Here is a 12,666-nt window from a genome sequence, read left to right as displayed (position 1 = left end):
TGTCGTATTTGTCTTGTCATCCAGGTGTGCTAGTGTGTTCGGCTACCCTTTTCGATATTGCCTAGTAAATGGCGACGTTTTGCGCCAATTCAACCCGTCGCGGCAGGCATCTTCCCCACGACCGTCATGTTGGACGAGCACCGCCCTTCAACTCCATCAGCAGCTCGTTCAACTGCTGGCGCTCCTCTCTAGACAGAGACTCCCCAGCCTGCATCCGGGCCAACAAGGCGTCATACTCTTCCTGCGGCGAACGCTGCGAATGACGTTGACGCAACCCCTCAACCAGGCCTTCCACCTCGACGCCGCGTGCGTCACGTGGCATCAATAGCTCCCGACGCGCCAGCCAGGCTAGTCGCTCACCTTCGGGCGTGCCATGAAAATGCGCCAGCAAGACTTGGGCGTTGCGATAGCCCCCCGCGCGAATCAAGCGCACCACCTCGTGACACAGTGCGCCATCGCCTTCGTCGTCGGGGCACCAGTCGAGCGACTCTGGCAAACGACCCACCAAGCCGGGTTCATGCACCAACAAATGCAGCAAGCGACCGACGAGACTCAGAGCGCTACGCCGCCCACCCGACGCTCCCTCTCGCGGACTCGTCGTCTCGGGAAGCGCCTCTTCCTGCGCCTCGGCGATGCCGGAACCTTGGAGGCCATGTGTCTTATCGGCACGTGCCAGCAATGCCTGAAAGTTTGCTTGTTCGACGCCCGTTCGCTGCGAGAGTTCGCGCAGCAACAGCGATTTCAAAACGCCCTCAGGCAGACGCTCCAAGGCGCGCAATACCGTGGTAACGAAACGCTCACGCTCTTCGATATGCTTGAGGTCGCGCCCCTCGGCCGCCTGATCGAAGAGAAACTCCGAAAGAGGTGCGGCACATAGCACACGATTCTCAAAGGCCTCGGTGCCTTCTCGCCGTATCAGGGTGTCCGGATCTTCGCCTTCGGGAAGAAACAGAAAGCGCACTTGGCGACCGTCGATCATCGACGGCAGCACCGTCTCCAGTGCGCGGCGTGCCGCCTGCCGACCGGCCTGGTCGCCATCGAAACAAAACACCACCTCACCCACCAAGCGGAACAAACGCTGCAAATGATCTTCGCTAAGCGAGGTCCCCAAGGTGGCACAGGCGTTGCGAATCCCGAACTGGGCCAACGCCACGACATCCATGTAACCCTCGACGACCAGCATACGTTCCAGCCGTGCGTTGGCCTGACGCGCTTCGTAGAGGCCATATAGCTCACGCCCCTTGTGGAACACCGGCGTCTCGGGCGAGTTAAGGTACTTGGGCTTGGCGTCACCGAGCACGCGACCACCGAAGGCAATGGTGCGTCCTTTCCAATCGCGGATCGGAAACATCACCCGATTGCGAAAGCGATCATAGCTGCGCCCAGAGTCTTCGCGATGCACCAGCAGCCCGTATTCGATCTGTACGGCATCGCTGATGCCACGCTCACCCAAATGGCGTTTGAGCGCCTCCCACTTGTCTGGAGCGAAGCCGATCCCGAACTCACGCACGATATCTTCGGACAACCCGCGCCGCTCGAGATAATCACGAGCGTCACTCCCCTCGGCCATCACCAAGCGCTCTCGGAAGAAGCTCGCCGACAACTCGAGCAAGTTGACCGCTTCTTCTCGACGCTGCTCGCGCTGTTGGGCACGTGGATCGTCATCGCCTTCACGCGGAACGTCCAGGCCTAACCGCGACGCCAACTGCTCGATCGCCTCGGGAAAGCGCAGATGATCGAACTCCATCAAGAAGCGCAACGCATTGCCGTGCACGCCGCAGCCGAAACAGTGATAGAACTGCTTCTCGGCACTGACGGTAAACGATGGCGATTTTTCCTGATGGAAGGGACAAAGGCCCGAGTAGTTGCGACCGGCCTTCTTTAGCTGAACGCGCTCGCCGACGATCTCGACCACGTCGGTGCGAGCCAGCAAATCATCGATGAAGCGTTGAGGTATCTGTCCAGCCATGGCGGGGAAGCGCTCGACGAAACGTTGTCTGTATCGCGGAAATCACGGAGCCAGGCATCGCGGAAACAGCGGGGCGGGAAAAACAAGCGGCCACCTGATGGCAGCCGCTTGGCGTCCCTCTAAGAAGCGACCAAGGCCACTTCTAGTACGGATCAATATAGCCGTTCGAAACGCTTGCGCTCGCGCTGCAGCTTCTTGGCATGACGCTTGACCGCCGCAGCAGCCTTACGCTTGCGCACTGCGGTGGGCTTTTCATAAGTCTCACGACGACGGACTTCGGAGAGAACGCCGCCTTTTTCGCAAGAACGCTTGAAACGCCGCAGGGCGACGTCGAACGGCTCGTTGTCACGTACTTTTACAGAAGGCATTAACCAATCACCTACCTTTAGGAAAGATGAGTTCGGATTGAACGCACACCTAGTCAGCCAAGGTTCGACTTCAGTCAACGTTTAACTAATGCCGAACGGCATGACGAGTGCACGACCCAGTCTTGCAGAACACAGTATTCTAGTCGCCGTAAGCTCGTTTTGCAAAGCCCTTACCCGAGCTTTTACCTGACGGCCCCTGCCACGCAGGCCGCGAAAAGCGTAGAATAGCGGGCTTCACGGGATAGCGGGAAACCAAGACACATGCGGGTACTGGGCATCGAGACCTCCTGCGACGAAACCGGCGTCGCCATCTACGATACCGAGCGTGGCCTCATCGCCGATGCGCTGCATAGCCAGATGGCGATGCACGCCGAATTCGGCGGCGTGGTACCGGAACTCGCCTCGCGCGATCATACTCGCAAATTGCTGCCGCTGATTCGCCAGGTGCTCGGCGACGCCGAACTGCGCGGCGACCAGCTCGACGCCATCGCCTACACGGCCGGGCCCGGGCTTGTCGGCGCCTTGATGGTGGGTGCCTCGACCGCGCACGGCCTGGCGCGTGCCTGGAACATCCCGGTACTCGGCGTGCACCACATGGAAGGACATCTACTGGCGCCGATGCTCGAGGACACGCCGCCCGACTTTCCCTTCGTAGCCCTGCTGGTATCGGGTGGGCACACCCAACTCGTCGAAGTACACGGACTCGGACGCTATCGCCTGCTCGGCGAGTCGGTCGACGATGCCGCAGGCGAAGCCTTCGATAAAGCCGCCAAGATGCTCGACCTGCCCTATCCCGGTGGCCCACAGGTGGCCAAGCTCGCCGAACGCGGCGACCCCAAGCGGTTTCGTTTTCCGCGCCCCATGACCGACCGACCGGGACTCGACTTCAGCTTCTCAGGACTCAAGACACACACCTTGACCACCGCCCGAAAGCTCCAGGAAGCCGGTCCCCTCAGCGATCAAGACCGCGCCGATATCGCTCGCGCCTTCGAGGAAGCCGTCGTCGACACGCTGGTCATCAAGTGTCGCCGCGCCCTCGATACCACGGGACTCAAACGTCTCGTGGTGGCTGGCGGGGTCAGCGCCAATCATCGCCTGCGCGAGCGTCTCGACCATGCAACCGCTAAGCGTCAGGCACAGGCTTTTTATCCGCGTGGACGCTTTTGCACCGACAACGGCGCAATGATTGCCTACGTCGGCGCGCAACGCCTGCTCGCCGGTGAGCGCGACGACGCGACCATGCAGGCGACGCCACGCTGGCCGCTGGCAACGCTCACTCCTCCGGTGGCCTGACGTCACCTTCTTCGCGCGAGGCGCGTGCAAGCCCCGATTCAGCGCCCTGCCCCAGACGGCGAATATTCCAGGCATGGCGGACCAGTACCAAGGCAGAGAAGGCACTCACCACCAGCGTCGCCTCGCGCGCCAGCCAGTAGCTAGCCAAGGGTGCGAGCAAAGCCGCAGCCAGCGACGCGACCGCCGCCGTACGCGAGCGCCACGCCAAGAGAGCCCAGCATAGAGCGCACACCCAAGCCACCGGCGTCGCGATCATCAGCAGCACGCCGAAAGCACTGGCCACGGCCTTACCGCCGCGCCCACGATGCCACGCTGGATAGCTGTGTCCCACCAGCACCGACAGTCCTATTGCACCCTGTATCCATAGCGGTAATGCCTCACGCTGCGCTATCCACAACACCGGCATCGCCTTGATCGCATCAACCGTCAGCGTCAAGGCAGCGGGCACCGCCCCATGCACGCGCAAGACATTCGAAAACCCTGGGTTGCGCGATCCTGCGTAACGCGGATCCCGCCGCCCCAGCGCACGACACACCCAGACGGCACCGAGCAGCGAGCCACTCAAATAGCCGACCACCACCAAGGCAGCGACAGGCAAGACTGGAGACATGGGTTGGACTCCCTCGTGGCGCGGGCACACCAATGCATAGGCCCCGCCCATGATTCTGCCACTTCCATGACGTACAATCTAAGGTTTGCAATGTCGTGAGGCGCTGGCCAAGCTTCGCCGCATGAACACCCGACCTAATGAGGATACGCCGTGGATCACGTGCTGATCGAGGCACTGGAAGTGGACACCGTCATCGGTGTTTACGACTGGGAGCGCACCCTTCGCCAGCGGCTGCGGCTGGATCTCGAACTGGCGACCGACATTCGCCCCGCCGCACAGCGAGACGATATCCAACTGACGCTCGACTACGCCGCCATTAGCGAGCGTATCGGCGCATTCGCCGAGGCCCATCAATTCGCGCTGGTCGAAACCTTTGCCGAGCGCTTGGCCGATACCTTGCGCCAGGAATTCGCCATCACCTGGCTCCGCCTGACCGTTCGCAAGCCCGGCGCAGTCGCCAATGCCGCAAGCGTAGGCGTACGCATCACGCGGGGGCAGGAATGACACAAGTAACCGTCAGCATCGGCAGCAATATCGACCGCGAGCGCCACGTCCTTGCCTGTCTCGACGCCCTCGCCGACGCCTTCAAAGACGTGCAGGTATCGCGTGTCTTCGAAAGCGAGCCGGTCGGCTTCGAGGACGGACGCAATTTTTACAATCTCGTCGCGGCGTTCCACTCCACCCTCACGGTCGGTGAGCTGCAAGCCTGGTGCAAACAGGTCGAAGCCGACAACGGGCGCCTGCCGGGCAGCCCCAAGTTCAGCCCACGCACCCTGGATATCGACCTGCTCACGGTGGGCGATCAGTGCGGCCATATCGAAGGCGTCGATCTCCCGCGTGACGAGATTCTTAAGCATGCCTTCGTGCTACGGCCACTCGCCGAGTTGCTACCGCAGACGCCACATCCCGAGACGGGACACTCCTATGCCGAGCTGTGGACCCAATTCACCAACGGCGACCAACACCTGTGGCCCGTGGCCTTTACATGGCGTGGCCGCACGATCTCGCACCCGGACTGACACCTCGGTACCGGGCCGTGTGATGCACACTACTTGCACATTGCGTGACGGTTTCTTGCGTCGGCGTCCAGCATGATGCTCTTACCATCAGGTCATGCGCCCGCGCCACGGCCGTTTCGTTCCTCAAGAGTCGTCCCATGAAACACTGGCTGCGTTTCAAGCGTCCCCGCATCGCGCGCATCAGCCTCAAACTGTTCGCCGCCATCCTGCTGACCAACGTATTGATCGGCGGCATGAGCTTCTTGCTCATCGCCCGCAGTCTTGATCAAGGCTTCATCGACTACTTGGAGCGCACCCAGGCCAATCGTGCCGACACCCTGGCCACTGCGCTCGCCGAACGTTGGCAGGAACATGGCAACTGGCATTGGCTGCGCGACGATCCACGCGCCTGGCACCGCCTGGTACGCAATCAACTCTGGCCAGGTGAACGCCAACCGCCCAGCGGTATCGACCGCGAATTGAGCGACGCGCGGGATTTCGTGGTACTCGATGCCCAGGGTGAAGCCATCATCGGCCGCCCACTGCCACCCGGCAAACCACCTTCCGATGCGGAACCGCCTCCGCAGCCCCGCTTTATCGACATCGAGCATCAAGGTGAGGTCGTCGGCCGCCTCGGCTATCTCCCCCCCGCTCAGCTGATGGCGCGCATGGATCGCATTTTCCTGCAGCGCCAGTTGCGCAACATGACGATCATCGTCGCTTCGCTGTCGGTGGCCTCGCTGCTGCTCGCTGCGGGCCTAGCCTGGTGGCTGGGGCGGCGTGCCCGCGACATGACCGCGGCGACCCGCCGCATGACCCAGGGCGATTTCGCCGTGCGTCTTCCCGAACGCGGCCACGACGAGCTTTCCCGCCTGTCCGCCGACTTCAACGTACTAGCCGAGACACTGGACGCCAATCGTCGTAACCGCCAGCAGTGGGTCGCCGATATCGCCCATGAATTGCGCACGCCCATGGCGGTCCTACGCGGCGAAATCGAGGCGATCGAGGATGGCGTGCGCCCGCTTGGCGACGAAACGCTCGCCTCGCTTGCCCAGGAAGTGACCCAGCTCGAACGTCTGGTGGACGATCTACGCCTGCTCGCCCAAAGTGATGCGGGCGCCCTGGATATCTACCTGGCCCCGCACGACCTGGCAGATACGCTGCAGGCGCGACTCGATGAGTCAAACAGCTGGTTGAATGCACGTGGAATCACGCTCGATGCAGAGATCGGCACCGCCCCAGCGCCGATTCGCGGCGACCCACAGCGGCTGCGTCAATTGTGGAATAACCTGCTGAGCAACACTTGCGCCTACACCGACGCCCCGGGCCAGCTACGCATACGTCTCGAGCGTCATCCCGATCACCTGCGCCTGACCTGGGAAGACAGCGCCCCCGGCGTCGCCGAGGAAACACTACCGCGCCTGACCGAGCGCTTGTACCGTGTCGAGGGATCGCGCAACCGTCGCAGCGGCGGCAGCGGCCTGGGTCTGGCGATCGCCAGCGCGCTCGTCGACGCGCACGGCGGTACCCTGACCCCGTCTTCCTCGCCGCTCGGCGGTTTGCGTTGGACACTCGTTTTTCCCCTGCATCACGCCGACGAGGCCCTCGATAACGACGCCCCCAAGGCCAGCCGGAGTCCCACATGACCGATTCTATCCTGATCGTCGAAGACGAACCCAAGATCGCTCACCTGGTCGCCGACTACCTCCAGCAGAGCGGCTACGCCACGCACCATCTCGCCCACGGCGACGAGGTCATGCCCTGGCTAAACGGCAACGCGTCCGCGCTGGTATTACTCGACCTGATGCTCCCCGGTACCGATGGCCTGACGCTGTGTCGACACATCAACGACGACCATCCCTCGCTGCCCGTGATCATGTTGACCGCCCGAGTCGAGGAGATCGACCGACTACTCGGCCTGGAACTGGGAGCCGACGACTACATCTGCAAGCCATTCAGTCCGCGCGAGGTCGTGGCGCGGGTCAAGGCCGTACTACGCCGCCTGCAACCACGCCATGAGGACGCGACCGGCGCCCCACCCCTTCACCTCGATGAAGATGGCTGGCGTGCGCTGGCCCAAGGGCACGACCTCGGCCTGACCGCCGTCGAATTTCAGTTACTCAAGGTCATGATGCACGCCCCGGGGCGAATCTTCTCCCGCGATCAACTGATGGACCACATGTATCGCGACCATCGCATCGTCTCCGAGCGCACCGTAGACAGCCACGTCAAAAAATTGCGCCGCAAGATCGCTGACGCCTGCCCCGAGCGCGACATCATCCGCTCCGTCTATGGTGTCGGGTACAAGTATCAACCCGACGCTTGAATCTCCCTACCCTGGGCACAATAAAAAGCCACCCGCCTCGAAAGACGGGTGGCTTTTCATATCTTTACGAACGGCATCGTATCGATGCCGTCGAACGCTACCTTACCAGTCGGCGCTATGACCGATCTGCTGCTGATCCTGCGTATCGTTGGGCATATCGGTCTGCTTGGTATTGTGCACTGAGATGTAGTGCCGTGCCTTGGCGATGCCCACGCTGTCAGCGCCCGAGGTATCGAGCTGCTGGAAGCTCACGGATGCCTGATCGACACCTTGGCTGGCCTGTAGCTCTTCATGATTGACCTGCAGCGCCTCAGCGGAGGCAATGCTAGCTTGAGCGGCAACCGGCAGAGCGGCGAGTGCAATAGCGGCAATAAGGGTACGTACTTGCATGATGGATCTCCTTGCGTGTTCATGTTCGCTTGCGAACGTTGAGTAAAGTATATAGCAAGCTAACAATAAACGCAATAACAGATTTGCCAATCGCTCCTATAGCCGAAATCTATGTGCCACAACAAATCACAATGCAGTTGTTTTTACTTTTTAAAGTGCTTTTTGCAGCATTAAGCTTACACCCCTAGCGGAGCCCCTGAGCACAAAAAAGATATTCTCTTATACGTGAATTCCTATTTTTTCGTAATCGAAACCGCCCGACGCCCGCTGCATCAGCACCACATCGTTACGCGGGAACGTCACCGTCAGCCCGTGTTGCTCGGCGAGGTAGTCAAAACTGCGCTTGGCGAAGAAGCAGACATGCGTCGAATCATGCATATAACGCCAGCGGGTGAGGTCGGTGACGCCATCGCTGCGCTGGGTCATGATGCCCAGCCAGCCGCCATGACGTAATAGCGCGATCAAGTCGGTCAACACCTGCCCCGGCGCATGCAGATGCTCCACTACTTCACTGGCGGTGATGACGTCGTAGCGCCGCGCCAGGCGTTCGGGATACGGCGCATAGAAAGGATCAAAGACCGTCATGCGATGCCCGGCCTCTTCCATCATCAACGACAACGTCGGTCCCGGCCCACATCCGAAATCGAGCCCTTGCGAGGCAGGCGGCAGACGCGCTCGCAAGGGATCCCATAAGCGCGCCAAAAAGCGGCGATAGCCCAGGTCGTCGGACGAGTTCTCGTGGAGATCGTAAACCGCGCGCTCTTCTCTGGCCGTGGGGTGCTCCTCGGGGGCGACGAAGATCAAGGCGCAAACCGGGCAGCGATAGTAGGTGCGTGGCGGCGCGCCCGGCGAGGGTACGCTGTGCGACGCGGCACACAGAGGGCACGCTGGCGTAACAGCCAGTGATGTTGTTCGTTCTGTCATTGAGCCTCGCATGACGTCGTAGATTGATCTGCCCGGCGACAAGCATTTACCGGCAAACACCCTCGTGACACACGCTCGCGCATCTTTCGACTGGATGCAGACCGCCTCGAGCGTGCATGATGTCCTTCCCCCTTGGGGCCAACGTCACTTTTTGGACAATCCGCCATGCTCAATGCCATCGACCATTTGGTGGTAAACGTCACCGATCTCGAGCGCAGCATCGATTTCTATACACGCGTACTGGGGCTCGAAGCACGCTACCATGATGCAACACGCACCGACCTCTATCTGGACGATTTCGCCTTGCGCCTATACGCCGTCCAGGCCACAGCCGACAAAACGCAACCCGCCATGCCAGGCAATCAGACCATGGGCTTTCGCAGCTCTCTATCCCTGGCAGAAGTGAAAGCACACCTGGAAGCGCTTGGAGTGCCTCTAGACAAAGGGCCGGGTGAACATCACGCTGCCGAAACGCTTCACGTACGCGACCCGGATGGCAATCTGATTGAGATTTCCCGACCAAGGCGCCGCTGACAAGATGACATCGTATGCCCGCGGGGCGGGCATACGCCGCGCGATCTGTATAATACAGGCCTATCGTCCGCCTAAACTATGATGCCATGAGTTCGATGTCCGAAGATGTCTCTTCTCCTTTACGCGCACGCGCCATCGCCCTGCTGTGGCGCACCCTGGCACGCTTGACACCGCACCGGCTGTGGCAGCTGGCCCGCCTGATCGGCCCGCTGATTCTTACCTTCAGCCGCCGCGAACGTGACGTGACACGCATCAATCTCAGACACGTCTATCCGGACATGCCGGCACGCCAGCAACGACGCCTGACACGGGACAGCCTGACGCACTCTTCGGCAACCATGCTCGAGCTGGGCTTTGCCTGGATGGCCGCTCCGGAGCGCGTCGAGGCCTCGATCCGCGCCGTGCATGGCCGCGAACTGCTCGATGACGCCCGCGCCCAGGGGCGTGGCGTCATCGTGCTGGCACCGCATTACGGCAACTGGGAAGTGCTCAACTTCTGGCTTTCCAGCCACTTCCCATTTACCGCCATGTACGAGCCTCCCAAGATTGATGCTCTCGATCCGGTGATCCGGCATGGCCGCGAACGCATGGGGGCCCAATTAGTCCCCACCAATCCACGCGGTGTCGCCTCGCTGCTCAAGGCACTCAAGCGCTGCGAGGCGGTAGGGATTCTCCCCGACCAGGAGCCGAGCTGGGGTAGTGGCGTCTTTGCCGATTTCTTTCAGCGCCCCGCCTATACCGCCACCTTACTGCCCAAGCTCGTGGCGCGCACCGAGGCGCGCGTGGTCACCGGCATCGCACGACGCCTGCCAGGCGGCGAAGGCTTCGCGATCCACTTTCTGGCCGCTGATGAGCGCGTTTATGCCAGTGACGAGGCGCACTCCGCCACAGGCGTTAACGCCAGCGTGGAAAACGCCATCGCCCTGGATCCCGCCCAGTACCAGTGGGAATACAAGCGCTTCCGCAAGACCCCGCAACAAGCTGCCAAGCATCCCGACTTCAAACGTTTTCGCATCTACTGAGTCCCGGGCGCATCGCTGATTGTTGTCTACACTTCTCCAGAGAATTTCTCGAGGAGTCGTGCATGACCATTCGCCACACTACCCATGCACTGAGGCGAAGCGCGCCGGCGCTTGCCGGCCTGTGGTTGGGCGCCATGATGATCGCCTCCGGTCAGGCCCAGGCACTAACGCCAGTGGAGGTTGCCGGCAACGCGGAACGGGCCAATGTCCCCGACGGTGCCACGCTCGATAAGCAGGTCGCGCTACGCGCGCCCCGACTGATCAGCTTTGGTCCTGAGGACGAGATGTTCATCGGCTCCCAGGCGGGGCGCCTGTATCGCCTGCAACCGCCCTATGATCGTGTCGATGCGGAAATCCCGCTGTCCGGTTACCCGCATAGTGCCGTGGTCCACGAAGGCTACTTGTACGTAGCGACCACTGACCAACTCTATCGCACGAGGTATACGCCGGGACAGGACGTCACGGAGACGGATTTCGAGGGCGTCGCCGACTTGCCCGGCGGCAGCGGCCACGCCTCGCGTTCGTTATCTGTTGGCCCCGATGGCAGGCTTTATGTCGCGCTCGGCCTTCAAGGCAACTGCTCGGCGCAACGCATCTCCGAAGACGTTGCGTTCGAGGACCGGCGCGGCGGCGTGATGGCCCTCGATCCCACGCATGAGACACCTGAATGGACACCCTACGTCAGCGGGCTGCGCAACCCCATCGGCATGGCCTGGAGCCCCGAGGGAACGCTATATCTCAACAACAATGGCCCCGACCATTGGGGGTACGAGGCGCCACCTGAACTGCTGGTGCGCGCCGAGGCCGAGAGCTTTTATGGCATGCCGTGGTATCAATGGAATGAAGGCGAGTGGCAGCGCGACGAATGCATCGATTCGGCACCACCTGCCGGGCGTGACACGCTTACACCACCGGTGACCACTTTCGCCGCTCGTAGCGCCCCCATCGGCCTGACCTTCCTGCCTGATGACAACCCCTGGCAAGTGGATATGGTCACCGCCATCCATAGCAGCTGGGCTACGCAAGCGTCCGGCGGCCGTGCCTCTCGCCGACCGCCCAAGATCGTCGGCATTCGACTCACGGACGGCGGTCACCAAGGCGAAGTGATCGACCTGGTCAGCGGCTTTCAGGCTGAGAACGGCGAGCGCTGGGCACGCCCCGCTGGCGTCGCCTACCACAACGGAGCGTTATATTTCACCGCCGACGACGGTGATACCGGGCTGTACCGCCTGACGCCATGAACACGGTCTAGCGCTTATCTAGATGCGCCTGGCGCGCGGCGACCTCGGCGAGCCCCGACCAGTCCTTTTCGCCATCGCCGTTGGCCAAGGCGTCGAGCAGCCGATCGCGCACCGCACTGCCCAATGGCAAGGCGACGTTTTGCTCATCACCCGCACTCAAGGCCAGCCCGACATCCTTGTGGCCAAGCCTCATCGTGAACCCGGCGGGCTCGAAGCGTGCCTCGGCGATCATCTTGCCGTAGCCCTGATAGGCCGGCGAGGCAAACAGCGTGTTGGTGACGATATCGAGGAAATCGCTGGCCTCGATGCCGTACGCGCGGGTCAGTGTCGAGGCCTCGGCCATCGATTCGATGGCACTGGCAAGCATGAAATTGGCGGCTATTTTAGCCACGTTGGCACGCTCGGGTGATGCTCCCAAAGGCCATACGGCTTGCCCCATGGCGTCTAGCACGGGTCTGACCCGCTCGATTTGGGACGGTTCACCGGCGGCGATGATATTAAGCTTACCCGACGCCGCCACATCCGGCCGCCCGAGCACCGGCGCGGCAACATAGCCCACGCCTAGGCGCTCGTGAAGCGCCGCCATACCGCGCGCGAAAGCCACCGACACCGTAGCCATGTTGACGTGAACGCTGCCCTTTTTCATCGCCTCGATGGCCTTGCTTTCGACCAGCACCTGATGCGCTGCCTGATCGTCCGCCAGCATGCTCACCAGCACCTCACACCGCGCCGCGTCGGCCGGTTTCTTGGCGATCTTGGCGCCCTGCTCGGCGAGCGCCTCGGCAGCCTCCGGGGAACGGTTCCACACCGTCACATCATGCTCTGCCTCGAGTAACTGCTGCGCCATGCCACGCCCCATGGCTCCCAGACCAATAAATCCAACTTTCATGTTCAGCTCTCCTTTGGTGGCTTCCCCTGAACATTAGCATGCAAACAAGGGTTTGACGTCTCGTCCGTCGCACGCATCGCACAGGGGGATTTCATTCGGGCG

General features: G+C 61.7%; 14 protein-coding genes. 8 read left to right on the top strand and 6 right to left on the bottom strand.

Annotation, left to right across the window (positions count from 1 at the left end; genetic code table 11):
• Positions 1–124 precede the first annotated feature (124 nt).
• Positions 125–1,969, bottom strand: coding sequence for a DNA primase (gene dnaG, locus L1075_RS03035; RefSeq protein ID WP_246939763.1), 1,845 nt, complete (start codon positions 1,967–1,969; stop codon positions 125–127).
• Between the two features lie 152 nt (positions 1,970–2,121).
• Positions 2,122–2,337, bottom strand: a complete 216-nt coding sequence (gene rpsU / locus L1075_RS03030) for a 30S ribosomal protein S21 (RefSeq protein WP_040244373.1) — start codon at positions 2,335–2,337, stop codon at positions 2,122–2,124.
• Between the two features lie 261 nt (positions 2,338–2,598).
• Here rpsU and tsaD point away from each other — a divergent pair, with 261 nt between their 5' ends.
• A complete protein-coding gene (tsaD, locus tag L1075_RS03025; RefSeq protein WP_040244376.1) occupies positions 2,599–3,630 on the top strand; it encodes a tRNA (adenosine(37)-N6)-threonylcarbamoyltransferase complex transferase subunit TsaD in 1,032 nt (343 codons plus the stop codon).
• Here tsaD and L1075_RS03020 read toward each other — a convergent pair.
• Complete coding sequence (locus L1075_RS03020) at positions 3,611–4,240, bottom strand: glycerol-3-phosphate acyltransferase (RefSeq protein WP_040244378.1); 630 nt, start codon at positions 4,238–4,240, stop codon at positions 3,611–3,613. The two genes, tsaD and L1075_RS03020, sit on opposite strands and share 20 nt — an antisense overlap.
• Positions 4,241–4,390: 150 nt before the next feature.
• On the opposite strand from L1075_RS03020, the gene folB reads away from it, so the two are divergent.
• From folB to L1075_RS03000, 4 genes are all read left to right on the top strand, one after another.
• The gene (folB, locus tag L1075_RS03015) at positions 4,391–4,744 is read left to right on the top strand and encodes a dihydroneopterin aldolase (RefSeq protein WP_040244380.1); all 354 of its coding nucleotides are present in this window, start codon (positions 4,391–4,393) and stop codon (positions 4,742–4,744) included.
• Positions 4,741–5,259, top strand: a complete 519-nt coding sequence (gene folK / locus L1075_RS03010) for a 2-amino-4-hydroxy-6-hydroxymethyldihydropteridine diphosphokinase (RefSeq protein ID WP_246939760.1) — start codon at positions 4,741–4,743, stop codon at positions 5,257–5,259. Before folB ends, folK begins: the two co-directional genes overlap by 4 nt.
• 137 nt (positions 5,260–5,396) lie before the next feature.
• Positions 5,397–6,884, top strand: a complete 1,488-nt coding sequence (locus L1075_RS03005) for an ATP-binding protein (RefSeq protein WP_246939757.1) — start codon at positions 5,397–5,399, stop codon at positions 6,882–6,884.
• The gene (locus L1075_RS03000; RefSeq protein WP_246939754.1) at positions 6,881–7,564 is read left to right on the top strand and encodes a response regulator; all 684 of its coding nucleotides are present in this window, start codon (positions 6,881–6,883) and stop codon (positions 7,562–7,564) included. The genes L1075_RS03005 and L1075_RS03000 overlap by 4 nt, the downstream gene beginning before the upstream one ends.
• 102 nt (positions 7,565–7,666) lie before the next feature.
• Here L1075_RS03000 and L1075_RS02995 read toward each other — a convergent pair whose 3' ends face one another.
• The gene (locus L1075_RS02995; protein WP_040244390.1) at positions 7,667–7,954 is read right to left on the bottom strand and encodes a hypothetical protein; all 288 of its coding nucleotides are present in this window, start codon (positions 7,952–7,954) and stop codon (positions 7,667–7,669) included.
• Between the two features lie 219 nt (positions 7,955–8,173).
• Complete coding sequence (locus L1075_RS02990) at positions 8,174–8,878, bottom strand: class I SAM-dependent methyltransferase (protein WP_246939751.1); 705 nt, start codon at positions 8,876–8,878, stop codon at positions 8,174–8,176.
• Positions 8,879–9,043: 165 nt separating this feature from the next.
• On the opposite strand from L1075_RS02990, the gene L1075_RS02985 reads away from it, so the two are divergent.
• The 3 genes from L1075_RS02985 to L1075_RS02975 all read left to right on the top strand — a co-directional run bounded on the left by L1075_RS02985 (position 9,044) and on the right by L1075_RS02975 (position 11,675).
• On the top strand, positions 9,044–9,412 hold the full coding sequence (locus L1075_RS02985) for a VOC family protein (RefSeq protein ID WP_040244392.1): 369 nt from the start codon (positions 9,044–9,046) through the stop codon (positions 9,410–9,412).
• A 95-nt stretch (positions 9,413–9,507) separates the two neighbouring features.
• Positions 9,508–10,434 carry a lysophospholipid acyltransferase family protein gene (locus L1075_RS02980; protein ID WP_246939748.1) on the top strand — a complete coding sequence of 309 codons (927 nt, stop codon included), beginning with the start codon at positions 9,508–9,510 and terminating at the stop codon, positions 10,432–10,434.
• A 62-nt stretch (positions 10,435–10,496) separates the two neighbouring features.
• Positions 10,497–11,675, top strand: coding sequence for a PQQ-dependent sugar dehydrogenase (locus tag L1075_RS02975; protein WP_246939746.1), 1,179 nt, complete (start codon positions 10,497–10,499; stop codon positions 11,673–11,675).
• Between the two features lie 7 nt (positions 11,676–11,682).
• Here the strand turns inward: L1075_RS02975 and L1075_RS02970 are convergent, their stop codons facing one another.
• Positions 11,683–12,564 carry an NAD(P)-dependent oxidoreductase gene (locus tag L1075_RS02970; RefSeq protein WP_040244400.1) on the bottom strand — a complete coding sequence of 294 codons (882 nt, stop codon included), beginning with the start codon at positions 12,562–12,564 and terminating at the stop codon, positions 11,683–11,685.
• Between the last annotated feature and the right edge of the window lie 102 nt (positions 12,565–12,666).

Source organism: Chromohalobacter beijerinckii (genome assembly GCF_023061185.1).
In the GTDB taxonomy this organism is placed as follows: domain Bacteria; phylum Pseudomonadota; class Gammaproteobacteria; order Pseudomonadales; family Halomonadaceae; genus Chromohalobacter; species Chromohalobacter beijerinckii.
This window is presented reverse-complemented; position numbering and strand designations above follow the sequence as displayed.

Excerpts from the sequence above, each read along its gene's own strand:
- dnaG (WP_246939763.1), bottom strand. The coding sequence starts at position 1,969 with ATGGCTGGACAGATACCTCAACGCTTCATCGATGATTTGCTGGCTCGC.
- rpsU (WP_040244373.1), bottom strand. The coding sequence starts at position 2,337 with ATGCCTTCTGTAAAAGTACGTGACAACGAGCCGTTCGACGTCGCCCTG.
- tsaD (WP_040244376.1), top strand. The coding sequence starts at position 2,599 with ATGCGGGTACTGGGCATCGAGACCTCCTGCGACGAAACCGGCGTCGCC.
- L1075_RS03020 (WP_040244378.1), bottom strand. The coding sequence starts at position 4,240 with ATGTCTCCAGTCTTGCCTGTCGCTGCCTTGGTGGTGGTCGGCTATTTG.
- folK (WP_246939760.1), top strand. The coding sequence starts at position 4,741 with ATGACACAAGTAACCGTCAGCATCGGCAGCAATATCGACCGCGAGCGC.
- L1075_RS03005 (WP_246939757.1), top strand. The coding sequence starts at position 5,397 with ATGAAACACTGGCTGCGTTTCAAGCGTCCCCGCATCGCGCGCATCAGC.
- L1075_RS03000 (WP_246939754.1), top strand. The coding sequence starts at position 6,881 with ATGACCGATTCTATCCTGATCGTCGAAGACGAACCCAAGATCGCTCAC.
- L1075_RS02995 (WP_040244390.1), bottom strand. The coding sequence starts at position 7,954 with ATGCAAGTACGTACCCTTATTGCCGCTATTGCACTCGCCGCTCTGCCG.
- L1075_RS02990 (WP_246939751.1), bottom strand. The coding sequence starts at position 8,878 with ATGACAGAACGAACAACATCACTGGCTGTTACGCCAGCGTGCCCTCTG.
- L1075_RS02985 (WP_040244392.1), top strand. The coding sequence starts at position 9,044 with ATGCTCAATGCCATCGACCATTTGGTGGTAAACGTCACCGATCTCGAG.
- L1075_RS02980 (WP_246939748.1), top strand. The coding sequence starts at position 9,508 with ATGTCCGAAGATGTCTCTTCTCCTTTACGCGCACGCGCCATCGCCCTG.
- L1075_RS02975 (WP_246939746.1), top strand. The coding sequence starts at position 10,497 with ATGACCATTCGCCACACTACCCATGCACTGAGGCGAAGCGCGCCGGCG.
- L1075_RS02970 (WP_040244400.1), bottom strand. The coding sequence starts at position 12,564 with ATGAAAGTTGGATTTATTGGTCTGGGAGCCATGGGGCGTGGCATGGCG.